Source organism: Stenotrophomonas sp. BIGb0135, assembly GCF_024810105.1.
Taxonomy (GTDB): Bacteria; Pseudomonadota; Gammaproteobacteria; order Xanthomonadales; family Xanthomonadaceae; genus Stenotrophomonas; species Stenotrophomonas maltophilia_AB.
Map to the genome: position 1 here is coordinate 187,180 of NZ_JANUDX010000003.1, position 22,454 is coordinate 209,633.

At 69.6% G+C, this 22,454-nt stretch carries 16 protein-coding genes and 1 tRNA gene; 6 read left to right on the forward strand and 11 right to left on the reverse strand.

Annotation, left to right across the window (positions count from 1 at the left end; translation table 11 throughout):
• Nucleotides 1-28: 28 nt before the first annotated feature.
• The 3 genes from M2421_RS08640 to M2421_RS08650 are packed head-to-tail and all read right to left on the reverse strand — an operon-like array spanning nucleotide 29 to nucleotide 6,011.
• Nucleotides 29-3,901: a YhdP family protein gene (locus tag M2421_RS08640; protein WP_259205817.1), complete on the reverse strand. Its 3,873-nt coding sequence runs from the start codon at nucleotides 3,899-3,901 to the stop codon at nucleotides 29-31.
• Between the two features lie 45 nt (nucleotides 3,902-3,946).
• Entirely contained in the window at nucleotides 3,947-5,434 is a 1,488-nt protein-coding gene (gene rng, locus M2421_RS08645) for a ribonuclease G (protein WP_259205821.1), read from the reverse strand.
• Nucleotides 5,427-6,011, reverse strand: coding sequence for a Maf-like protein (locus M2421_RS08650; RefSeq protein WP_259206514.1), 585 nt, complete (start codon nucleotides 6,009-6,011; stop codon nucleotides 5,427-5,429). Before M2421_RS08650 ends, rng begins: the two co-directional genes overlap by 8 nt.
• Before the next feature lie 129 nt (nucleotides 6,012-6,140).
• Here M2421_RS08650 and M2421_RS08655 point away from each other — a divergent pair, with 129 nt between their 5' ends.
• From M2421_RS08655 to M2421_RS08665, 3 genes are all read left to right on the forward strand, one after another.
• Nucleotides 6,141-6,875 carry an SIMPL domain-containing protein gene (locus M2421_RS08655; RefSeq protein ID WP_259205823.1) on the forward strand — a complete coding sequence of 245 codons (735 nt, stop codon included), beginning with the start codon at nucleotides 6,141-6,143 and terminating at the stop codon, nucleotides 6,873-6,875.
• 224 nt (nucleotides 6,876-7,099) lie between these two features.
• Entirely contained in the window at nucleotides 7,100-7,762 is a 663-nt protein-coding gene (locus M2421_RS08660) for an energy transducer TonB (RefSeq protein WP_259205824.1), read from the forward strand.
• 182 nt (nucleotides 7,763-7,944) lie between these two features.
• The gene (locus M2421_RS08665) at nucleotides 7,945-10,737 is read left to right on the forward strand and encodes a TonB-dependent receptor (protein WP_259205826.1); all 2,793 of its coding nucleotides are present in this window, start codon (nucleotides 7,945-7,947) and stop codon (nucleotides 10,735-10,737) included.
• A gap of 162 nt (nucleotides 10,738-10,899) precedes the next feature.
• Here M2421_RS08665 and M2421_RS08670 read toward each other — a convergent pair.
• The 8 genes from M2421_RS08670 to M2421_RS08705 form a co-directional block, all read right to left on the reverse strand.
• A tRNA-Asn gene (locus M2421_RS08670) sits at nucleotides 10,900-10,976 on the reverse strand.
• Between the two features lie 81 nt (nucleotides 10,977-11,057).
• Complete coding sequence (gene rlmH / locus M2421_RS08675; protein ID WP_259205842.1) at nucleotides 11,058-11,528, reverse strand: 23S rRNA (pseudouridine(1915)-N(3))-methyltransferase RlmH; 471 nt, start codon at nucleotides 11,526-11,528, stop codon at nucleotides 11,058-11,060.
• An 85-nt stretch (nucleotides 11,529-11,613) separates the two neighbouring features.
• Nucleotides 11,614-12,015, reverse strand: coding sequence for a ribosome silencing factor (gene rsfS / locus M2421_RS08680; RefSeq protein ID WP_259205851.1), 402 nt, complete (start codon nucleotides 12,013-12,015; stop codon nucleotides 11,614-11,616).
• Nucleotides 12,016-12,112: 97 nt separating this feature from the next.
• A complete protein-coding gene (gene nadD / locus M2421_RS08685) occupies nucleotides 12,113-12,778 on the reverse strand; it encodes a nicotinate-nucleotide adenylyltransferase (RefSeq protein ID WP_259205853.1) in 666 nt (221 codons plus the stop codon).
• Between the two features lie 5 nt (nucleotides 12,779-12,783).
• Nucleotides 12,784-13,821 carry a DNA polymerase III subunit delta gene (gene holA / locus M2421_RS08690; protein WP_259205865.1) on the reverse strand — a complete coding sequence of 346 codons (1,038 nt, stop codon included), beginning with the start codon at nucleotides 13,819-13,821 and terminating at the stop codon, nucleotides 12,784-12,786.
• Nucleotides 13,822-13,851: 30 nt separating this feature from the next.
• Nucleotides 13,852-14,439, reverse strand: coding sequence for an LPS assembly lipoprotein LptE (gene lptE, locus M2421_RS08695; RefSeq protein ID WP_259205872.1), 588 nt, complete (start codon nucleotides 14,437-14,439; stop codon nucleotides 13,852-13,854).
• Nucleotides 14,440-14,530: 91 nt separating this feature from the next.
• Nucleotides 14,531-17,170 (reverse strand): leucine--tRNA ligase, encoded by a 2,640-nt coding sequence (gene leuS, locus M2421_RS08700; protein WP_259205892.1) that lies wholly within the window; start codon nucleotides 17,168-17,170, stop codon nucleotides 14,531-14,533.
• Between the two features lie 160 nt (nucleotides 17,171-17,330).
• Nucleotides 17,331-17,936, reverse strand: a complete 606-nt coding sequence (locus tag M2421_RS08705; RefSeq protein WP_259205908.1) for a DUF998 domain-containing protein — start codon at nucleotides 17,934-17,936, stop codon at nucleotides 17,331-17,333.
• A gap of 127 nt (nucleotides 17,937-18,063) precedes the next feature.
• Here M2421_RS08705 and trxA point away from each other — a divergent pair, with 127 nt between their 5' ends.
• The 3 genes from trxA (at nucleotide 18,064) to M2421_RS08720 (ending at nucleotide 22,427) form a co-directional block, all read left to right on the forward strand.
• The gene (gene trxA, locus M2421_RS08710) at nucleotides 18,064-18,921 is read left to right on the forward strand and encodes a thioredoxin (RefSeq protein ID WP_259205917.1); all 858 of its coding nucleotides are present in this window, start codon (nucleotides 18,064-18,066) and stop codon (nucleotides 18,919-18,921) included.
• A gap of 213 nt (nucleotides 18,922-19,134) precedes the next feature.
• The gene (locus tag M2421_RS08715; RefSeq protein WP_259205937.1) at nucleotides 19,135-20,793 is read left to right on the forward strand and encodes a FecR domain-containing protein; all 1,659 of its coding nucleotides are present in this window, start codon (nucleotides 19,135-19,137) and stop codon (nucleotides 20,791-20,793) included.
• A complete protein-coding gene (locus M2421_RS08720; RefSeq protein ID WP_259205947.1) occupies nucleotides 20,790-22,427 on the forward strand; it encodes a CHASE2 domain-containing protein in 1,638 nt (545 codons plus the stop codon). Before M2421_RS08715 ends, M2421_RS08720 begins: the two co-directional genes overlap by 4 nt.
• The last annotated feature ends 27 nt before the right edge of the window (nucleotides 22,428-22,454 follow it).

The window sequence follows — 22,454 nt, forward strand, 5'->3', positions numbered from 1 at the left end:
TATCGCAACCCGGGCGCGGGAAAGGGGGTCAGCGTACCGGAGGTGGGGCCGCCGGCGGGCTGCGCGGCGGCGCATCGTCACGGTCGATCACCTCGACCTTGGGCTCGGCCCACGGCCCGGTGACCCGATAGGTCTTGGCGCCGATCGCGCCGAGCGGCTTGCCCAGCACCGCATTGGCGGCCGCGCCCACCGCCGCGCCCACCGGGCCGCCGGCCACCGCGCCGACCACGGTGAGCAGGTTGCCCGAGCGCGGGTTCACGTCGATGGTCTGGTCGAACTGCTGGCGGCGCAGGTCGGTCTGGCCGCGGATGCTGATGTTGGCGGCCGGCCCTTCGATCAGCACCTTGTCGGTGGTGGCCATGCCGTTGCCGAACGCCAGCGCGCCGTCGACCTGGTTGAACGCGAAGCCCTTGGAGAAGAAATCGCGGAAGTCGAACATCAACCGGCGCGGCAGCTGGGTCACGCTGAGCAGGCCGAGGACGCGGCCCGCACCGGGCTCCAGCTCCAGCAACTGGCCGTTGCGCGCCGTGACCTGCATGTGGCCCTGCAGCGCCCCCAGCTGGAAGTCGGACGGACCGCCCTGCCAGCCGGCGTCCAGCGTGATCTGGCCCTGGCCACCGCGCAGCTGGCCGCCGTAGTCCAGGTTCTGCATCAGCCCGCCCAGGTCCTCGCTCTTCACATCGACGCTGACCTGGGTGCGGGCGGCATCGCCCATGCCCAGCCAGCGGCCCTGGATGTCGATGGCCTGCTTGGGGGCACGGAACTGCAGCTGGTCCACGCTCAGGCCGTTGCCGAACGGGCGCGTGCGCAGTACCGCCTGGCCCAACCGGGCCTTGCCGAACTGCAGGTCCTCGATGTCCAGGGCCAGTGGCGGGATCTTCGCCGGGTTGGTGTCGTTGGCGCTGGCCTGCACCCGCGCCGGCAGCGCGGCATCACTGGGCAGTGCGATCAGGCTGCCATCGGCCGGCACCTTGGTCGGGGTCGGCAGTGACTGCCAGTGCACCCGGCTGAGCTTGCCCACGATGGTGCCGCCGTCGGCATTGGGCACGCTCAGCGTGCCGGCCAGCGACGGCCCGTCCAGGCGCACCTCCACCGACGATGGCGTCGGCCGCAACTGCAGGCGGGTCTGCGCGAACACGCCGCCGGCCAGCAGCAGCTGCCCGACCTGTACGTCCACCTGGCGCAGCGGCATCGGGTCCTTGTCACCGCCACCGTCGGGGCCGCGGGCAAGCGCGATCCATTCCAGGGCATCCAGTGAACCGCTGCGGCCGTTGACGGCCAGCCCGCTGCCCGGCGGGTCGCGGTCCACCCGGTCGCTGCCGAGGGTGACCTGAACTCCGGTCTGGTTGTTGTGGGTACGCGCGGCCAGCGCCAGGCGCTGGCCAAAGGCCACGTCGACCCGGCCGCTGCCCATCGGCAGCTGCGCGTTGACGGTGGTCGCCAGCGGCACGGTGGCGGCCTTGTCCAGCGGCGCCGGCAGGTCCAGGCGGGTGCCCACCAGGTCCGAGTGCAGGGTCAGCAGCGTGGGCGGTTCGGTCCTGGCGCCAACGGCAACCTTGGGCAGGGTCACCCCGATCGTCCAGCGCGAGGTGCCCTGGATATAGGGCTTGAGCCAGTTCAATTCCGGCGCGCGGTCGAGCAGCAGGCCGGCGTCCATGGCTGCGCCCAGCTCGGACTCGAACGCCTGCTGCGGGTCGCGCACGTAGCCGCCGGCACGCAGGCTGAGCTGTCCCTCCTGGCCCAGGTGGCGCACGCTCAACTTGTCCGCATCGAACCCGTCACGGCTGTAGCGGGCCTGGCCGCGCATCGCATCGAAGGCCAGCGCGAAGCGCTTCTCGGTCAGCGCCACGCCCTCCAGGTCGACCGTGCCCTGCAGGTGGCCGCCGGGTTGGCCCGCATGCATGGGCTGCAGCAGGTCGAAGCCCACCTTGGCCGGGCCCTTGGCGGTGAGGTTGTCCAGCGTATCGGCATAGGTGGCATGCAGCGGGCTCTGCTTGAGCATGGCCAGCAGCGCGCCGGACTCGGCCTGGGTCGTGGCCTTGACGTACAGCGGGGTCTGGCCGAAATCGACGATGCCCGCGTCGAAATGGTTGACCGGCACGCCGGCCAGATCGCCACTGCCGTGCAGCTCGAAACCGGGGCCGATGAAGGCGATGTCCGCGTCCACCTTGCCCATCGCCGGCCAGTCGCGCTGGAAGCGGATGGTGCCGTTGCTGATATGCCCGGTGGCCTCGAAGCGCCCGTTGTTGCGGTCGAAGGGCCAGTCATCCAGGTCGCCGCTGACCAGGCCGATACCGCCGCGCACCTGCCCGGAGACCAGCGCGGCGTCGAGCCAGTCGGTGGCGCCCTTGCTCATCTGCGAGTGGATCCAGAAGCGCTTGGCCGCGGTCATCGGCACGTCGTCGATGCGCGCGGCCAGCTGCAACCATGGCCGCGTGCCGTCGCCCTGGAACCACACGTTGCCGCGCACGTCGGCGGCGTAGTCGGTGCCCTGCACGCGCAGTGCCGGGGTACCGAAGCGCCAGCCACCGGCTTCGTCGCGCCAGCCGACCAGCTGCCCGGCCAGGCGCACGTCGTGGCGCGCGCCGAAGCCACTGGGCCAGTCGAAATGCATCACATGGCCCGGCTGCAGGTCCAGCGCGAACCCATCGGCGTCGCCGCTGAAGTGGCCGCCCAGCCCGCTCAGGCCCGGCGCATGCCCGGACGGGGCAAAGCCGATATCGGCCAGCTCGCCCTGGATGGACAGCGCACCATCGCGTTCGCCGGCCACCCGCACCTGGGTCATGCGCGCGTGCGGGGCGGCGCGTTGCAGCCACTCGCGCAGCCCGGGGTCGACCCGGTCGCTGAGCGCCAGCCCGCGCAGCAGCGCGGTGGCATCGATATTGTCACCGGCCAGCGCCATGTGCTGGCCACCGGCGATGAGCAGCCCATCCAGGCGCTGGACCTCGCCGTTGCCGGCCAGGCCGATGCGCAGCAGCGGCGCATCGGCGCGCCAGCCGCCCTGCACCCAGCGCCAGCGCGCGCGCAGCTGCAGCGTATCCAGGGTGAGCTCGGGGCGCTTGCCATCGGCCAGCGGCGCACCGCGCAACCGCAGGTCGCGCAGGTCGGCATCGGCAGTGACCATCACCGGGCGGTGGTCGCGCAGGTCCACCCAGGCATTCAACTCGCCACTGCCCTGCTGCAGCGACACTCCGGCGAACCGCAACAGCGCCGACCAGGCGCGGAAGTCGGCCGGGTCGGCCGACAGCCAGGCCTGGCCATCGCCGTGCGTGCGATCGAAATCCAGGACCGCGGTCAGTGGCATGCCCGTCTCGTCCGCCCAGGCCCGGGCGCCCACGCGCAGGCGCTGGCCGTTCACCCGCAGGCGCAGGTCGATGCGTGGCAGCGCGGTCTGCAGGCCCAGCGAGGGCGCATCCACGCGCAGGCTGCCGCCGATCACCTGCAACTCGCCCAGCCGGCGCAGCGCATCGAGCGGGTCGCCGCTGCCCGCTTCGGGCATGCCGCGCACCGACCAGCGGCCATCGTCGGCCCGCTGCAGGACCAGGGCCAGCCCGCGCAGGCGCAGCTCGGTCAGCGAATGCCCGGGCAGCAGCCCCGCATACATCGATACCAGCACTTCGGCCTCGCCGATGGCGATGCCCTGGCCTGCACCGACGCGCAGCCCCGTGAGCTGGAGCAACGGACCGCGCCGGGTCCAGGCGGTATCCAGGTGGTCGAAACGCACCGGCTGGCCGGCGCGCGCGCTCAGCCAGGCCGCCACCTTGTCCGGGTGGCGCTCGGCAAACGGCAGCAGCTGGCTGACCGTGCCCACCAGCAGCGCCACGCACACCAGCACGATCGCCATTGCATACACGGCATGGCGGCGAATCCTTCGCAGTCGCAGTCGGAGCGGCGTGCTCATCGCGCCGCGGACGCACCGGCGCGCGAGCGCGCCAGCGTGCGATGGTCAGAGCAGCACGACATCGAACTGCTCCTGCAGGTACTGCTCGTCGGCCTGGAAACGGATCGACTTGCCGAGGAATTCCTCCAGTTCGGCCACCGCCGAGGATTCCTCGTCGGTGATCCGCGCCACTACCTTGGACGAGGCGATCACCAGCAGGCGGGCCGCATCGAACTGGCGCACGGCGCGGGTGATCTCGCGGAAGATCTCGTAGGTGACCGTCTCGGCGGTCTTGATCGAGCCGCGTCCGCTGCACTCCGGGCACGGCTCGGACAGCTGCCGCTCCAGGCTTTCCACGGTGCGCTTGCGGGTCATCTCGACCAGGCCCAGCGGCGAGAAGTCGTACACGGTGGTCTTGGCATGGTCGCGCGCCAGCGCCTTTTCCAGCGTGCGCAGCACCTGGCGCCGGTGCTCGGCGTCGTCCATGTCGATGAAGTCGATGATGATGATGCCGCCGAGGTTGCGCAGCCGCAGCTGCCGCGCCACCGCCTGCGCCGCCTCCAGGTTGGTGCGGAACACCGTTTCCTCGAGGTTGCGCTGGCCCAGGAACGAACCGGTGTTCACGTCGATCGTGGTCATCGCCTCGGTCTGGTCGATCACCAGGTAGCCACCGGACTTGAGCGGCACCTGCTTGTCCAGCGCGCGGCCGATCTCGTCCTCCACCCCGAACATGTCGAAGATCGGGCGGTCGCCGCTGTACAGCTCCAGCTTCTCGGCCAGCACCGGCATGTACTTGGCCACGAACGCCTGCAGCTGGTTGAAGGTCTCCTTGGAGTCCACCTTGACCTTGTCCACGTCCTTGCGGATCAGGTCGCGCACCGAACGCAGCGGCAGGCTCAGGTCTTCATAGATCACGCTGAGCGGGGCCGCATCGCGGCCGCGCCGCTCGACCACGTTCCAGACCCGCGACAGGTAGGCCACGTCCTCGGCGATCGCCTCGGCCGGCTGGCCCTCGGCGTTGGTGCGCACGATGTAGCCGTAGCCGCCATGCTGGGCCGACAGTTCGGTCACCAGCGCCTTCAGCCGGGCCCGTTCGGCCTCGTCCTCGATCCGCGCCGAAACGCCGACCACCTTGGACTGCGGCAGCAGCACCATGTAACGGGAGGGGATGCTGATCTGGGTGGTCAGGCGCGCGCCCTTGGTCCCGATCGGGTCCTTGACCACCTGCACCACGATGTCCTGGCCGTCGCGCAGCAGCTCCACGATCGGCACCGAGGACGGCGGCGGCAGGGTGGTGCCTTCGGTATCCGGGCTGGCCACCGGGGCCGGGCGGATCACGTCGTTGGCGTGCAGGAACGCGGCGCGCTCCAGCCCGACCTCGACGAACGCGGCCTGCATGCCCGGCATCACCCGCTGCACCTTGCCCTTGTAGATGTTGCCGACCACGCCGCGGCGCCAGCCGCGTTCGATGTGCAATTCCTGCAACATGCCGTTCTCGATGACGGCGACCCGGGTTTCCCGTGGGGTGACATTGACCAGGATTTCTTCAGACATGGGCGACTCCCTTCAGTTCAAACGTCTGCAGCAACTGCTCGGTCTGTTGCAGGGGCAATCCCATCACACCCGAATAGCTTCCCGCCAGGTGGCGGATGTATCGTTCGGCGCCGCCCTGGATGGCGTACGCGCCCGCCTTGCCCATCGGTTCGCCGCTGGCCACGTAGGCGGCGATCGCGGACGCATCGATGTCGATGAAGCTCACCTCCGAGACCACCAGCACCCCGTCCTCGCGGCCCTGGCCAACCAGCGCCACCGCGGTCATCACCTGGTGGGTGCGCCCGGCCAGCGCGCGCAGCATGGCGTCGGCGTCGGCGGCATCGACCGGCTTGCCGAACACCCGGCCATCCAGCACCACCTCGGTGTCCGAGCCCAGCACGACGGCCTCCGGATCGGTGGCCAGGACCGATGCCAGCCCGGCCCGCGCCTTGTCCGCGGCAACTCGCTGCACATAGTCGGTCGCCGATTCGCCGGCCGCACGGACTTCGGGCACCTCAAGGTCCAGCGCGCGGAACGGTCGGTCCAGGCGCGCCAGCAGTTGGGTTCGTCGGGGAGATCGAGAGGCAAGATAAAGCATCGAGGAAGCATAACCTGAGCCCACTGTCTGAATCGCGAGCAACACGATCGAATCGTGATCGACCCCGTCAAACCTCACGACGCGTTCATCGCCCCGACACCACCCTGCCGCCTTCACAAGGAGATCCACATGCGCCGCCCGTCTTTGTCCCCGCTGCTGCTTGCCCTGTCCCTCGCCCTGGGAACCTCGATGACCGCCCACGCACAGACCCAGCCCGCCGTCGCCGTCGCCGCCGACAGCACCCTGCTCAACATCTCGGCCAACGCCGAGGCCAAGCGCGTGCCGGACGTGGCCACGCTGTCGGCCGGCGTGGTCACCCAGGCCGTGGACGGCAACAGCGCCATGCGCCAGAACGCCGAGCAGATGGTCAAGGTGCTGGCCGCGATCAAGGCCGCCGGCATCGCCGAGCGTGACGTGCAGACCAGCGGGGTCAACCTCAACCCGCAGTACCGCTACGTGGAAAACGAGCCGCCGAAGATCACCGGCTACCAGGCCAGCAACACGGTCAGCCTGAAGGTGCGCGACATCGCCAAGCTGGGCAAGGTGCTCGATGCGCTGGCCGCGCAGGGCGCCAACCAGATCAACGGCCCGCAGTTCGAGATCGACCAGCCCGAGCCGGTCTACGACGAAGCCCGCCTGGCCGCGCTGAAGAAGGCCCAGGCCCGTGCCGAGACCTACGCCAAGTCGCTGGGCCTGCGCGTGCGCCGCATCGTGAGCATCTCCGAGAACGGCGGTGGCAACTTCCGTCCGGTGATGATGCGCGCGGCCGCCGCGCCGATGGCCGCGGACGTGTCCACCCCGGTCTCCCCGGGCGAATCGTCCGTGTCGGTGAACCTGGACGTGGTGTTCGACCTGGGCCGCTGAGCCGCCCCGGCGTACGCCCCACGACGGCGCCTGCGGGCGCCGTCGTGCCGTCTGGCGCCGTTACCTGAGCGCCAGCCAAACACCCACAGCCCCCCTGACTTCCGGGCCGCGCCCGGCTCCGGTATTGCTGTCATTGCGCGGCCCCGTCTTCTGCCCCTGCTGCAACCCCATCGGCCGCGCCTGCACGTTGGATGTTCCCGCATATCTGGCAAGGAGAGTGGAGCATGGTCCGTACGCATCCCCCCGTAGTCCCGCTGCACATCGACGCCTCGCGCGTGCTCGGCATGAGCACCGCGCTGGCCCTTCACGTACTGGCCCTGATGCTGCTGCTGATCCCGGCCGCCTACGTGGCCGCCCCGTTGCCCCGTGAACGCACCGAGGTGCGGCTGCTGGTGCCGGCGGTGGATCCGCCGCCGGCCCCGCCAGTGATCCCCGAGAAGGTGGCGCAGGAGGTCCAGCCCCGCACCCCCGTGACCAAGCCGCAGCCGGCCCCGCTGCCGCCGCCGACCGCCACCGCAGACGTGTCCGTGGCCCTGCCGCCGCAGCCGGCCGCCGACACCCAGGCCCCGTCGCTGACCCCGCCGGCCCCCGGCCCGGCGCCGGCCGGTGAAGGCGTGCAGCTGCAGTACCGCAGCGCGCCGCCGCCGTCCTACCCGGTGACGGCGCTGCGCAACCACGAACAGGGCACGGTGCTGCTGCGGGTCCGGGTGGAGCCGGACGGCACCGCCTCCAGCGTGGTGATCGAGCGCAGCAGCGGCTCGCGGGCGCTGGACAACGCCGCCCGCCAGCAGGTCCTGCGCCACTGGCGGTTCGTGCCGGCCAAGGTCGATGGCCAGGTGGTCCCGGCCGACGGCCTGGTCCCGGTGAGCTTCTCGCTGCCGGATTGACCCCGGTAACCGGGGTGCCGGCCGTGCCGGCCCCCGGTTCCGAAAGAGTTTGATACAGAACGTTACGAATTAAGCAATTTTTCACACCTCCGTCACCCGCTGGAAACCTAGATTGTCGCGGTCGTCACTCATTTGGTGCCGATCCATCGTCATCGTTGGTTTTCCCAGTCAGGAGAGAAGCTGTGAAACACCCGATCCAACGGCTCAACAGCAGCCGCCGCAACAACCTGGCCCATTCGGTATCCCTCGCCCTCACCGGCAGCGTGATGCTGCTGGCCGGCGCACTGGCCTCCGGCTCCGCGTTCGCGCAGGAGCAGGCCACCAACCTTGACCGCATCACCGTGACCGGGTCGAACATTCCCCGGACCAACACCGAAACCCCCTCCCCCGTCCAGGTGGTCACCCGCCAGGAAATCGACCGCACCGGCAAGACCACGGTGGCCGAGTACCTGCAGACCCTGACCTCCGACGGTGCGGGCTCGATCCCCAAGACCTTCGGCAACGGCTTCGCCGGCGGCGGTGCAGGCATCTCGCTGCGCGGCCTGGGCGCCGGCTCCACGCTGGTGTTGTTGAACGGCCGTCGCATGGCCACCTATGGTCTGGCCGATGATGGCCAGAAGGTGTTCACCGACCTGAGCACCATTCCGCTGGATGCAGTCGAGCGCATCGACATCCTGAAGGACGGCGCCTCGGCCATCTACGGCTCCGATGCGATCGCCGGCGTGGTCAACATCATCCTGCGCAACGACTTCCAGGGCGCCATCCTGCGCGGCTCCTACGGCGTGTCCGGCGACGGCGACGGCGATGCCAAGAAGGCCACCCTGACCGCCGGTACCGGCGACATCAACAGCGATGGCTGGAACGCCTTCTTCAGCCTGGACGTGGGCAAGACCGACGCGATCAAGATCAGCGACCGCAAGAACCGTAAGTGGATCGGCACCGGCGACATCCGTCGCTACGGCTACGATGCCGCCGACGTGCAGTTCCTGGGCGGCGCCTACCTGTCCGGCGGCACCGCCGGCGGCACCGGCCCGAACGGCTCGGTATTCAACAGCGCCGGCCAGCTGGTCGCCCTGCCGGGCTGCGCCGGCCTGACCACCATCCCCGGCCAGACCGATGCCACCGCGCAGGCACAAGGCTGCCTGTGGGATCCGGCCCAGCAGTTCCGCGACCTGAGCCCGGAAGAGAAGTACGTCAACGTGTTCGGCCGCGCCAGCTTCGCCTTCGGTGAAGGCGGTGAGATCTACACGGAAATCGGCTACTCCAAGAAGGAAACCGTCTTCTCCAACACCCCGTCCGGCGTGTCCGGTGGCTGGGGCTATCCCGGCGGCCCGGTCAACGCCAACAGCGGCGCCGGTGCCACCGTGCTGTCCCCGACCCACCCGGACAACCCGATCCCGGGCCAGGCCTCGCGCCTGCGCTACTCGGCCTGGGACGTGGGCCCGCGCGTGACCGACAACACCAACGAGTTCAACCGCTTCCTGGTGGGCGTGAAGGGCGACTGGGGCGATTGGACCTACGACACCGCGTTCCTGCATTCGGGTACCGACCTGGTCAACAAGCGCACCGGCTTCCTGCGTTACAGCGCGGTGCGTTGCGCCCTGGGCAACCCGGCCTGCCCGGGTGGCGTGTGGCGGATCGGCGACAACGCCGGCCTGAACTCGCAGGCGCTGTACGACTACATCTCCCCGACCATCAGCGCACGCGCCAAGTCCAGCCTGGACATGTTCAACTTCACCGTGTCGCGCAGCCTGATGGACCTGAAGGGCGGCCCGCTGGGCCTGGCGTTCGGTACCGAGTGGCGCAAGACCAGCAACAGCCTGACCCCGCAGACCTACACCGACCAGGGCGACATCATCGGCCTGGGCTACTCGGCCTATGACGGCACGCAGAACGTGTATGCCGCCTACGCCGAACTGTCCGCCCCGGTGCTGGAGCAGTTGGAACTGACCGGCGCGGTGCGCTTCGACAAGTACGAAAGCGGCGACAGCAAGGCCACGCCGAAGCTGGGCATCAAGTGGAATCCGGTGGATTGGCTGGCACTGCGTGCCAGCTACGCCGAAGGCTTCCGCGCGCCGAACCCGGCCGAAAACGGTGACGGCGGCCTGGCCGCGTTCTCCAACGCCCGCGATCCGGTGCGTTGCGCGATCGATCCGGCCAACGAGTGCACCGCGCGCTCGGTGGCGATCATCACCCGTCCCAACCAGGCACTGAAGCCGGAAGAGTCCAAGAGCTACTCCTTCGGCATCGTGATGCAGCCGACCTCGACCACCTCGCTGACCGTGGATGCGTGGGAAATCAAGCGCACCAACGAAATCGCCCAGGGCAGCACCGCCGACGCGATCCTCGCCGGCAACGTCCTGCGTGACAGCAACAACATCGGTGGCGTGGCCAACAGCGGCACGATCCTGGCGGTCAACACCGCCTACGTGAATGCCAACTCGTCGCGCGTGCGCGGTATCGATACCGATATCCGCCAGACCTTCGACCTGGGCCCGGGCCAGCTGGAAATGGACCTGCAGTGGAGCCACCTGCTCAAGTTCGAGCGTACCGAAGGTGACACCACGGTCGATTATGTGGGCACCCACGGCAACTGCGATGTGACCAACTGCATCGGCACCCCGCAGGACCGCATCAACTTCGGCACGACCTGGAAGCAGGGCGACTGGAGCATCAGCGGCGTGGTCAACTACATCGACAGCATGGAGAACAAGGACCGTCGCGGCGGCGATTACCTGGCCTTCTACGAGGACGGTACGCCGGTCGAGAAGATCGCCTCGTTCACCAGCTTCGACCTGTCCGGCCGCTGGGCGGTCACCGAGGCCTTCGAGCTGAACGCCTCGGTGCAGAACGTGTTCGACCGGATCGCGCCGCTGGATCCGTCCACCTACGGTGCGGTGAACTACAACCCGCTGCACTTCAGTGGCGCGATCGGCCGCTACTTCACCGTCGGCGCGAAGTACACCTTCAACTGATCTGGCGGGATGTGGAACGAAAAGCCCGGGCATTGCCCGGGCTTTTTTTTTGGCGGTGCGTGGGGTTGGATCATTGCCGCGCTGCGCGCGGCCAGCCGACCAACGGTCGGCTCTACGCGGGCAAAAAAAAAGCCTCGCATCGCTGCGAGGCTTTTCAAAACTTGGCGCCCGAAGTTGGACTCGAACCAACGACCCCCTGATTAACAGTCAAGTGCTCTAACCGGCTGAGCTATTCGGGCGGGGTGCGCATTGTAGCCCGTTTTTCGCAGGATGTAACCCGTTTCGGCTGCTTTTCTTCACGTCCGCCACCAGCGCCTGGTTCAGGCCCGGTGATAGGGATGGTTGGCCAGCATCGCCGCCGCGCGGTACAGCTGCTCGGCGACCACCAGCCGCACCAGCATGTGCGGCAGCGTCAGCGGGCCGATCGACCATTTCTCGTCTGCCAGCGCCGCTACCTCCGCCGAATGCCCCTCCGGCCCGCCGATCAGGAACGCCAGGTCCCTGCCCTGCCCGCGCCAGTGCTCCAGCCGCTGCGCCAGCTGCGCCGAACTGAGCTGTCGGCCTGGCACATCCAACGCGACCACGTAGGCATTCTTCGGCAGCGCCGCGATCACCCGCTTGCCTTCGTCATCGGTGGCGCGGCGCGCATCGCGGCCCTTGCCGCGCAGGCCCGGCTCGATCTCCACCAGTTCGAACGGCAACCAGTGCGACAGCCGCTTCTGGTACTCGGCAAAGCCCTGCGCCACCCAGGCCGGCGCGCGTTCGCCGGTGGCGATCAACTTCGCTTTCATCTCTCGTCTCCCGGCACCAGCGGGGATGCCGTTGAAATGACGACGGCGCCATCGGCGCCGTCATCGTGACCTTCGACGCGCCGCTTCAGCGTGCGTCGTAGTCGTACTCGTCGCCTTCATCGGCGTCGTCCAGCAGGCTCGGCGGCTGGTCGCCGACCGTCCACAGGCGCTCCAGCGCATAGAACTCACGCACGCGCGGCAGCATCACGTGCACCACCACGTCGCCCAGGTCGACCAGCACCCACTCCGCTTCGCGTTCGCCTTCCACGCCCAGCGGCATCACGCCCAGCTGCTTGGCGAACTTGACCACTTCATTGGCGATCGACTTCACGTGGCGGCTGGAGGTACCCGAGGCGATCACCATGTAATCGGCGACGCTGGACTTGCCGATCACGTCGATTTCGACGAGATCCTTGGCCTTCAGTTCTTCGGTGGCCTTGCGCACGCACTCCAGCAGCTGCATGACGGAGGGCGCCGGATTCGGCATTTGGACCTTGATGGTCTGGGGCTGGGCTTGGTTGCTCAAAGCGGGTGAACTCGATAAATGTGGGGCCGATTATACGGGCCCGGGCGCCCGCGCGTATTCACGACGCCGCCGCACCGTACAGGCCGTGGTCGGTGATGTAGTCGGCCACGGCCGCCGGCAGCAGCGCCCGCCAGTCCCCGCCGGTGGCGATCCGCTGGCGCACCGCACTGGCCGATTCCTCGCGCAGCGGGGCCTGCAGGCGCAGCACCCGCCCGGCGGGCGCCTCCTGCAGATCACGCGCATGCGCGGCCCAGCGGCCGGCCAGCGCGGTGGCCAGCACCGGTGGCAGGGCCTGCTCCAGCGGGCTGCCCGGGCGGTCGGCGACGATGAAGTGGGCCAGGTCGAACAGCGCCTCCCACGCGTGCCAGCCCGGCAGCCCGAGCAGGCTGTCGGCCCCCACCAGCCACGCCAGCGGCTGCCGCGGGCCGAGCTCGGCGCGCAGCTCGCGCAGGGTATCCACGCTGTAGGACGGCACGCCCGGCTGGCGCGCGGCCCGGTCCAGCTCGCGCCGGTCCAGCTGCAGGCCGGGTTCATCGCCGATGGCCAGGGCCAGCATCCGGGCACGCTGTTCGGCATCGGCGCCGGGCAGTGCCCGGTGCGGCGGGTCGGCGGCCGGCATCAGGCGCACGGCCACCTGCAGCTGATCGCGCGCGGCCCGCGCGATCGCCATGTGTCCCAGGTGGACCGGATCGAACGTGCCGCCGTAATGGATGCGCAGGCGCATGCCGCTCAGGCCCGAGCCAGCAGGCGCACCGCGCGGGCCTCGGCCACCGCCAGCAGCAGGCGTTCCACGCCCAACCACGGATCGCCATCGGCGCGGCCCTTGGCCATGCGGTCGACCAGGCCGGCCTCGGCCACGAACCGGTCCCAGCGCTTGGGCTCGGGGTGGCGCTGCAGCGCGCGCTTGAACGGCGCCTGGCGCGACTCCCAGATGCCGCGGCTCTTCATCTCCGCGGCGAGGTTGCCGCCGCGGGCCTGGACCCTGGCCAGGCCTGCCGTGGAGAGCAGTTCGCGGATCACCATCGGCATCAGCGCGGCCACGGCCTCGCCCTCACCCCGCAACCCGGCCAGCATCCGCAACACCGCCGCCGGTTGCCCGGAGAAGCTGGCCTCCAGCAGTCGGAACACGTCGTAGCGGGCCGCATCGGCCACCAGCGACTCCATGGTGTCAACGTCCAGGGTCTGCCCGGCCGCCAGCAGCGCCAGCTTGTCGATCTCCTGGGCGGCGGCCAGCAGGTTGCCTTCCACCCGCTCGGCCAGGCGCTGCACCGCGGCCGGATCGGCGCGCAGGCCCTTGCCACGCAGGCGGCGCTCGATCCAGTCGGGCAGTTCGTGCGGCTTGATCGCCCAGGCCACCGACAGCACGCCGACGCGGTTGACCGCCTCGGCCCACTTGCCCTGGTGGGCCTTGCTCCATTCGTTGCAGGTGATCATCAACACCACGTCCGGCGCCGGGTTGGCGCAGAACTGGCTGATCACCTCGGCACCGTCCTTGCCCGGCTTGCCGCTGGGCAGGCGCACCTCCATCAGCCGGCGTGCGCTGAACAGGCTGGGCGCGTTGAAGCTGCCCTCGACCTGGTTCCAGTCGAAATCGCGGCCGTCGGCATCGAATACTTCACGCTCGTCGATGCCGTCGGCGCGCGCGCGGGCGCGCACCGCATCGGCGGCCTCCAGCACGCGCAGGGTTTCCGGGCCGGCGATCAGGTACACCGGCGCCAACGCCTGGCTGGCCGGCTGGCTGGCGAGTTGTTCGGGGCGCAGTTCCATCCTGGCGCGGCCGGTCCGCAGGCGGACCGGTCAGCGACCCTGCGCGGCCGGCGGCTGCACGGCCGGCTCGACCGGCGGCTGCACCGGCGCGGCGGCCGGCTTGGCCGGCACGCGGCCGTCCAGTTCGGCACGGACCACGCTGTCGATGCGGCGCATGATCGAGGCCGACATTTCACGCCGCAGTTCGTCGGCGAGGATCTCGCGCTCGGTGGTGGTACCGGTGGCGTCGGTGGGCGGGGACACGTAGTCGCGCGACAGTTCGATCACCTGCTGCGGGACCAGCTCGCTGCCGTCCTCGCGCAGGAACTTGAAGATCACCGCGTAGCGCAGGCTGTATTCCTGCGCGCGGCCCTGCGCATCGATGGCGATCGGCAGATCCCCCCAACGCTCGGACATCACCTGCAACTGCGCGGCCTTGTCCTTGCTGTCCGGGTCGGCGATCTGCGCGCCCGACGCCTGCAGGCCGCGACGCAGCAACTTGGCCAGTTCGCTGTAAGGCGCACTGGACACCACCTGCACCGCGGCGGTGTCGGCCGGCAGCATCAGCTTGTTGCGCATATGGAAGCCGCACCCGGCAAGGGTCGCGGTCAGGACGAAGGCAAGCAGGAATCGGGTCATGGGCACAGTCTGGGGGAGCCGGGCAGGCGCGGCAACAGGCATAGAAGATGCCCGATGCCGCGTGAACGTGACTTGAGACCGGTGGCCGCCGTCAAGCGGCCACGATGTTGACGATCTTGCCGGGCACGATGATGATCTTGCGCACGGTCAGGCCGTCCAGGAACTTGGCCGCATTCGGCTCGGCCAGGCCCATCGCCTCGATCTGGTCGCGCGGCGCATCGGCAGCCACCTCGATGGTGCCGCGCAGCTTGCCGTTGACCTGCACCGCCAGGGTGACCGCATCGCGCACCAGCGCGGCGGGGTCGGCCTGCGGGAACGCCTGGTCTTCCAGCAGTTCTTCGCCATGGCCCAGCACCTGCCACAACGCGTGGCTGGCATGCGGGGTGATCGGGTTGAGCAGCAGCACGGTGGCGCGCAGCGCCTCCTGGCGAACCGCGCGGCCCTGTTCGCTGGCATCGTCGAACTTGGCCAGGGCGTTCATCAGTTCCATCACCGCGGCAATGGCGGTGTTGAAGCTGTGGCGACGGCCGTAGTCGTCGCCGACCTTGCCGATGGTTTCGTGGGTCTTGCGACGCAGCGCCTTCTGCTCGGCGGTCAGCGCGGCCAGGTCCAGCGCCGGGGCGGCGCCTTCGGCGGCATGCTTCTGCACCTGCGCCCACAAGCGGCGCAGGAAGCGGGCCATGCCGTCCACGCCGGCTTCGTTCCACTCCAGCGACTGTTCCGGCGGGGCGGCGAACATCGAGAACAGGCGCACCGTATCGGCGCCGTACTTGCTCACCATCACCTGCGGGTCCACGCCGTTGTTCTTGGACTTGGACATCTTCTCGGTGCCACCGATCACCACCGGCTGGCCGTCGGCGATCAGGGTGGCGCCGGTGATGCGGCCGCGCTCGTCGCGCTGCACGTCCACATCGGCCGGGTTGATCCAGTCCTTGGAGCCGTCCGGGTTCGGTCGGTAGTAGGTCTCGGCAATCACCATGCCCTGGCACAGCAGGTTCTGCGCCGGTTCGTTGCTGTCCACCATGCGCGCATCACGCAGCAGCTTGTGGAAGAAGCGGAAGTACATCAGGTGCAGGATCGCGTGCTCGATGCCGCCGATGTACTGGTCCACCGGCAGCCAGTAGTTGCCGCGCTTGTCCACCGCGTCGCGGGCACCCGGCGAGGTGTAGCGCGCGTAGTACCAGCTCGACTCCATGAAGGTGTCGAAGGTGTCGGTCTCGCGCTCGGCCGCGCCGCCGCAGTCCGGGCAGGTGGTCTTGCGCCATTCCGGATCGGCCTTGATCGGCGAACCGGTGCCGACGAAGTTGACGTTCTCCGGCAGCACCACCGGCAGCTGCTCTTCCGGCACCGGCAAGGCGCCGCACTTGGGGCAGTAGATCACCGGGATCGGGCAGCCCCAGTAACGCTGGCGGCTCACGCCCCAGTCGCGCAGGCGGTAGTTGACCCGGCGCTGGCCCTGGGCCTTGCGCTCGAAACGCTCGGCCAGTGCCTCGAAGGCGCCCTGGAAGTCCAGGCCGTCGAACTCCTCGGAGTTGACCAGCTCGGTGTCACGGGTCTTGTCGCCGTACCAGTCCTGCCAGCGCGTGGCGTCGTACGCGCTTTCTTCCTTGCGCAGCGACTTCAACGCGATGACCTGGCGGATCGGCAGGCCGTACTTGTTGGCGAATTCGTTGTCGCGCTGGTCGTGGCCGGGGACGGCCATGACCGCGCCGGTGCCGTAGCCCATCAGCACGAAGTTGGCGACCCACACCGGCACCTGGGCGCCGGTGACCGGATGGATGGCGCGCAGGCCGGTATCCATGCCGCGCTTTTCCTGGGTTTCCAGTTCGGCTTCGGAGACGCCGCCCTGCTTCATCTCGGCCAGCAGCGCAGCCAATGCCGGGTTCGACTTCGCCGCGTGCTGGGCCAGCGGGTGTTCGCCGGCGATCGACACGAAGGTCACGCCCATCACGGTGTCCGGACGGGTGGTGAACACGCGCAGCGGGTCCAGCGCGCTGCCGTCGGCGTCACGCACGTCGAACTGGATCTCCAGTCCTTCCGAGCGGCCGATCCAGTTGCGCTGCATGGTCTTGACCGAATCGGGCCAGCCCGGCAGTTCGTCCAGGCCGTCCAGCAGTTCCTGGGCGTAATCGGTGATGCGCAGGAACCACTGCGGGATCTCGCGCTTTTCCACCAGGGCGCCGGAGCGCCAGCCGCGGCCGTCGATGACCTGTTCGTTGGCCAGCACGGTCTGGTCGACCGGGTCCCAGTTCACCACCGCGTTGCGGCGGTAGGCCAGGCCCTTGCGCATCAGCCGGGTGAACATGCGCTGCTCGTGCACGTAGTACTCGGGGGTGCAGGTGGCGAACTCGCGCGACCAGTCGATCGCATAGCCCATGGCCTTGAACTGGCCACGCATGTGCTCGATGTTGGCGTAGGTCCACTTGGCCGGCGCGGTCTTGTTCTTGATCGCCGCGTTCTCGGCCGGCAGGCCGAAGGCATCCCAGCCCATCGGCTGCAGCACGTTATGGCCGGTCATCCGCTTGTAGCGGCTGATCACGTCACCGATCGTGTAGTTGCGCACGTGGCCCATGTGCAGCGCACCGGACGGATACGGCAGCATCGAGAGGCAGTAGTACTTCGGCTTGTCCGAAGTCTCGGTGACCTCGAAGGCACGGGTGGCATCCCAGAACTTCTGGGCGGCGGATTCAACCTGCTGCGGATCGTAAACGTTGGGTTCGACGCTGGTCATGGAAACGCTAGTGCGGCGGCAAAGCGGGACAGGGTACCGCAGTGCGGCATGGGGCTCCAATCGAGCGCACCTACCCTCCCCCGCAAACCCCTCATCCCGTTGAATCGGCAAGGGTTTTCCCGGCCCTGCCGATTCCGCGCGGGGGCCGTGGTGCGCGTGCTCAGCCCTGCCGGCGCGCCAGCGGCAGTGCCGCCACCAGCCACACCGCCCAGCAGGCGAAGGCCAACCGCTGGGCCAGCGGCGCCGGCAACCACTGCTGCAGCACGAACGCGGCCAGCAGCATCGCCGCGCCGCAGCCCAGGTGCAGCAGGGCCTGGGCGCGCCAGCCCGGCAGCCGCAGCGCGCCCAGGCCATACATCAGCGTGCCCGGCACGAATGCCAGCACCCAGACCATCCAGGCGCTGGCGTGGTACTGGCTGGCCGGGCTTTGGATGTCGTTGGCGTCCAGCGGCAATACGCCCATGGCCGCAAAGCCCACCCCCGCCAGCATCAGCAACTGCACGCCCACGCGCATGGACCAGGGCGCGGTGCGTGGCACCCGCAGCAGCAGGCGCACCGCCACCGCGCTGGCCAGCACGCCGGGCAGCACGAACCCCAGCACGCTGAAGGCCTGCGCATGCGGCACCCCGATCGCCCCCAGCAGCGCGACCGGGTGGCGCATCGCGTCGTAGCCCGGCAAGGCCAGCCCGAACCCGGCCACGGCGGCCACGAACAGCAGGGCGGCCAGGACGCCGATGGCGCGATCGATGCGGTGCAAGGTGTGCATGGAATTCTGCCAGCGCGGTTCAGGACGCCGCATTGTCTCCGGTTTGCACCGATCGCGGGCAGCGGGGTTGCGTCCAGCGACACACGCACCCATACACTGCGTACATCTTTAATCGTGATTGCCGACCATGAGCGAATTGCCGCACGTCTTCGACGCCACCACGGCCACCTTCGAGGCCGAGGTCCTGCAGAAGTCCCTGCAGACACCGGTCCTGGTGGACTTCTGGGCTACCTGGTGCGAGCCCTGCAAGACCCTGGGCCCCATGCTGGAGAAATTGGCCGGCGAGTACCACGGCGCATTCGAGCTGGCCAAGGTCGACGTCGACCAGGAACAGCAGATCGCCGCGGCATTCCAGATCCGGTCGGTGCCCACCGTGTTCCTGGTCAAGGGTGGCCAGCTGGTGGATGGCTTCCCCGGCGCCTTGCCCGAAGGCCAGATCCGCGAATTCCTGGCCCAGCACGGGGTGACCCCGGCCGCGCCGGTGGAGGAAGCACCGGTGGCGCTTGCCCCGCTGGACCCGCAGGCGCAGGTGGACGTGCTGCGCGCGGCCATCGTCGCCGAACCGGACAAGGACGAACTCAAGCTCGACCTGGCCCTTGCGCTGCTGCAGACCGGCGCCAGCGACGAGGCCAGCAGCCTGATCGACGCACTGCCGGCCAACCTGGCCACCGATGACCGTGCCGTGCGCGCCCGTGCGCGCCTGGACTTCGCCAACGCGCTGCGCGATGCACCTTCGGCCGACAGCCTGGAGGCACGCATCCAGCAGGACGGCGATGACCTGCAGGCACGCCACCTGCGTGGCGTGCAGCTGCTGCTGGGTGGCGAGGACGAAGCCGCGCTGGAGCAGTTCCTGGAGATGCTGCGGCGCGACCGCAGCCATGCCGATGGCCTGCCGCGCAAGCTGCTGATCGATGCCTTCAAGGTGATCGACGACGATGACCTGGTCGGCCGCTACCGTCGCCGCATGGCGTCGCTGCTGTTCTGATCGCCGCCGGCGCGTCGGGCCGGCCAGCCGGACCCGACACGCGCGCTGTTATGGATTTCGCGACTTCTGGGCGTGATCTCGATCACGTTCAGAAACCCTGCACGGCCACCGGGCAATAATGCCGCGTGGCACGTTGGATGCCGCGATCCATTCGGGGGGATGAGGTCTGGGCCATCGGGGTCGCAGGGCTGCGCCCCGTCCTGCAGGGCCCTGATGACCGTGAGTTCCACCCGCCTGACGCACCTTCCCTGGCTGAGCCGCCTGCTGCTGTTGGCATTGCTGGCCGCCGCGTTCCCGTCGCTGGCCCAGGACTGGACCTACCGGGTCCGGCCCGGCGATACCTTGTGGGACCTTGGCGGGCGCTACCTGAAGCCCTCGGTGCCGTGGGAACAGCTGCAGGCGCACAACCGCGTGGCCGATCCCTACCGGTTGCCGCCGGGCAGCCAACTGCGTTTCCCGGTGGCCTGGCTGGCCGTGCAACCGGCCCCCGCACGCGTCCTGGCCACGCGCGGCAAGGTCCAGTTCGGCGATGCCGGGCAGGCCGCGCTGCGCGACGTGGTCGATGGCCAGCTGCTGACCATCGGCCAGCACCTGGTGACCGGTGCCGATGCCAGCGTCACCCTCGTCTTCGCCGATGAATCGCGCCTGCAGTTGCGCGAGCACTCGCGGCTGCGCCTGGACCAGCTGAGCCGCTACGGCCGCACCGGCATGGTCGACACCCGCGTACGCCTGGAACAGGGCCGCACCAGCAACCGGGTCACCCCCGCCAAGGGGCCCGCGTCGCGTTACATCATCGATGCCCCCACCGCCACCAGCAGCGTGCGTGGCACGGTGTTCCGGGTCAGCGCCGGCGAGCCCGGGCACGTCGCGTCCACCGAAGTGCTGCAGGGCCGGGTGCAGGTCGGCAACCGCCGCGGCGCACGCCTGGTCAACCCCGGCCAGGCCACCCGCAGTGAGTCACTGGATACGCGCCCCGGCGCCGCCGAGGCCCTGTTGCCGGCACCGCGGCTGGATGTGGCGCAGCTGCGCCTGGATGCGCTGCCGGCGGTGCTGGCCTGGTCGGCGGTTGCCACCGCGGCACAGTACCGGGTCGAGGTGGTGCGGGCCGACCAGCCCGAGATCCTGCTGTTCGCCGAGCAGACCGAGGCCACCACCCTGACCATCCCCGACCTGCCGCCCGGCGCGCTGCGCGTGCTGGTCCGGGCGATCAGCGCCGACGGGGTGGAAGGCCTGGATGCCGAACAGGACATGGTGGTGCGCGACCAGCCGGCGGCGCCGCTCACGGTGCGGCCGGTCAACCAGGAAACCGTCCGCAGCGCGCGGCCGCGCTTCCAGTGGAGCCAGGTCGAGCAGGCCCGCTCGACGGTGCTGCAGATCGCGCGTGATGCGCAGTTCCTGGCGCCGGTGCTGGAACAGGAAAGCCGCGGCACCCACCTGCGCCCCGCCACGGACCTGGCCGCAGGCAGCTACTTCTGGCGCGTCGCCTCGCGCGACGGCGACGGCCATCGCGGTCGTTTCGGGCAACCTGTGGCGCTCACCATCAGCGATGCCCCGATCGACCCGGCGTTGCAACCGCCGCAGGCCGCCAAGGGCCAACTGACCCTGCGCTGGCAGGCGGGCGAGCCCGGCCAGCGCTACCGCGTGCAACTGGATCGCCGCGGCGATTTCGCCCAGCCGCTGCTGGACCGTGAAGTGGCGCAACCGGAGGTCTCACTCAAGCGCCCCTGGCACGGCACCCTGCACGTGCGCGTGCAGTACATCGATGATGACGGCTACGCCGGCGCGTTTTCGCCGGCGCAACGGATCGAGCTGCCGTGCCGCACCTGTTACGGCGCCGGCGGCGGCGCGCTGCTGCTGTGGCTGCTGCTGTGAGGCCATTGGCCCTGTCCTGGCCACGGCGCATCGTGCTGTCGGTGCTGGTTGGCGCGCTGGTCGTGGCGGCCAGCCACTGGCAGTGGTTCTGGCAGCAGGATGAAGCGGTGTACGACGCCTACGTCGGCGGCTGGGACTACCGGCCCGATCCGCGCCTGCTGATCGTGGCGATCGACGACAACAGCCTGCAGCAGATCGGGCAGTGGCCATGGCCGCGCTCGACCCACGCGCGCCTGCTCGACCGCCTCACCGACGCCGGCAGCACGCGCGTTGTGCTGGACCTGATGCTGTCCGAGCCGGACCGCCAGGATGCGGCGCAGGATGCCGACCTGGCAGCGGCGATCCGCCGCAACGGGCACGTCGTCCTGCCCGTGCTGGCAGCCCCGGCCAGCGGGCCACGCATGGCCGAGGAGCTGCTGCCGATCCCGTTGATCGCCGCCAACGCGGCCACCCTGGGCCACAGTGACATCGACGTGGATGCCGACGGCATCGCGCGCGGGCTTTACCTCACCGCCGGCATCGGTTCACCGCACTGGCCGGCGCTGGGACTGGCCCTGGCCGACGTGCGCGGCCCGCTGCCGGGGCTGCGCGATACCGCGCCGGCGCAGTCCTCGCCGTACCAGTGGCGGCGCAACCATTACGTGCGCGTGCGCTACGCCGGCCCGCCCGAACGCTTCCCGCAGGTGTCCTACGTGGACGTGCTCAACGGCGAGGTCGATCCGGCGCTGCTGCGCGGGCGGCTGGTACTGGTGGGCACGACCGCCAGCGGCATCGCGCCGCGACTGCTCACGCCGACCACCCGCGAGCGCTGGATGAGCGGCAGCGAGTACCAGGCCAACGTGGCTTCGATGCTGCTCGACGACAAGGTCATCCAGCTGCCGCCCACGCTCTGGCAGGACCTGCTCAGTGGGCTGCTGGTGGCGCTGTGCTGCCTTGGCCTGACCCTGCCGCGTGCCGCCGCCAGTGCGCTGCTGGCGCTGCCGGTCACGCTGCTGCTCAGCTTCGTGCTGCTGCGTGCCGGCAACCTGTGGTTCGCACCGGCGGCCGCGCTGACCGGCATGCTCGCGGTGATCGCGGCCTGGGTGCTGTGGCGGATCAGCGCCTGGCACCGCCAGGCCAACAGCGATGCCCTCACCGGGCTCGGCAATCGCCTGCGTTTCGAGCAGGTCCTGCAGCAGGAACACGATGCCGGGCGGCGCAGTGGCCGGCCGCTCAGCCTGGTGCTGATCGACGTGGATCATTTCAAACACCACAACGACCTGCACGGCCACCACGTCGGCGACACCGTGCTGCGCCGGATCGCCGAGGAGATCGGCGCGCATGCGCGGCGTCCGCGCGACATGGCCGCCCGCTTCGGCGGCGACGAATTCGCCCTGATCCTGCCCGACACCGCCGCCGAGGGCGCGGTGCAGGTGGTGGACGACCTGCTGGCGCGCACGCGCGCGATGGAGGTCGCGGTGGGGCACGGGCAGACCCTGCAGATCACCTTGACCGTGGGCATCTACACGCGGGTGCCCGCGACCGCCAGCGAACCACGGCACTTCTTCGAGGGCGCCGATGCGGCGCTGTACAAGGCCAAGGCCGCCGGGCGCGACGGCTACGCGGTCGACGAGGGCGAGCCGGACCTCCGGTGAACACCGCTTCCTGACCATACGCTTGCG

Bases quoted from the DNA above. Each gene is read 5' to 3' on its own strand.
- M2421_RS08640 (WP_259205817.1), bottom strand. From the start codon at position 3,901: ATGAGCACGCCGCTCCGACTGCGACTGCGAAGGATTCGCCGCCATGCC.
- rng (WP_259205821.1), bottom strand. From the start codon at position 5,434: ATGTCTGAAGAAATCCTGGTCAATGTCACCCCACGGGAAACCCGGGTC.
- M2421_RS08650 (WP_259206514.1), bottom strand. From the start codon at position 6,011: ATGCTTTATCTTGCCTCTCGATCTCCCCGACGAACCCAACTGCTGGCG.
- M2421_RS08655 (WP_259205823.1), top strand. From the start codon at position 6,141: ATGCGCCGCCCGTCTTTGTCCCCGCTGCTGCTTGCCCTGTCCCTCGCC.
- M2421_RS08660 (WP_259205824.1), top strand. From the start codon at position 7,100: ATGGTCCGTACGCATCCCCCCGTAGTCCCGCTGCACATCGACGCCTCG.
- rlmH (WP_259205842.1), bottom strand. From the start codon at position 11,528: ATGAAAGCGAAGTTGATCGCCACCGGCGAACGCGCGCCGGCCTGGGTG.
- rsfS (WP_259205851.1), bottom strand. From the start codon at position 12,015: ATGCCGAATCCGGCGCCCTCCGTCATGCAGCTGCTGGAGTGCGTGCGC.
- nadD (WP_259205853.1), bottom strand. From the start codon at position 12,778: ATGCGCCTGCGCATCCATTACGGCGGCACGTTCGATCCGGTCCACCTG.
- holA (WP_259205865.1), bottom strand. From the start codon at position 13,821: ATGGAACTGCGCCCCGAACAACTCGCCAGCCAGCCGGCCAGCCAGGCG.
- lptE (WP_259205872.1), bottom strand. From the start codon at position 14,439: ATGACCCGATTCCTGCTTGCCTTCGTCCTGACCGCGACCCTTGCCGGG.
- leuS (WP_259205892.1), bottom strand. From the start codon at position 17,170: ATGACCAGCGTCGAACCCAACGTTTACGATCCGCAGCAGGTTGAATCC.
- M2421_RS08705 (WP_259205908.1), bottom strand. From the start codon at position 17,936: ATGCACACCTTGCACCGCATCGATCGCGCCATCGGCGTCCTGGCCGCC.
- trxA (WP_259205917.1), top strand. From the start codon at position 18,064: ATGAGCGAATTGCCGCACGTCTTCGACGCCACCACGGCCACCTTCGAG.
- M2421_RS08715 (WP_259205937.1), top strand. From the start codon at position 19,135: ATGACCGTGAGTTCCACCCGCCTGACGCACCTTCCCTGGCTGAGCCGC.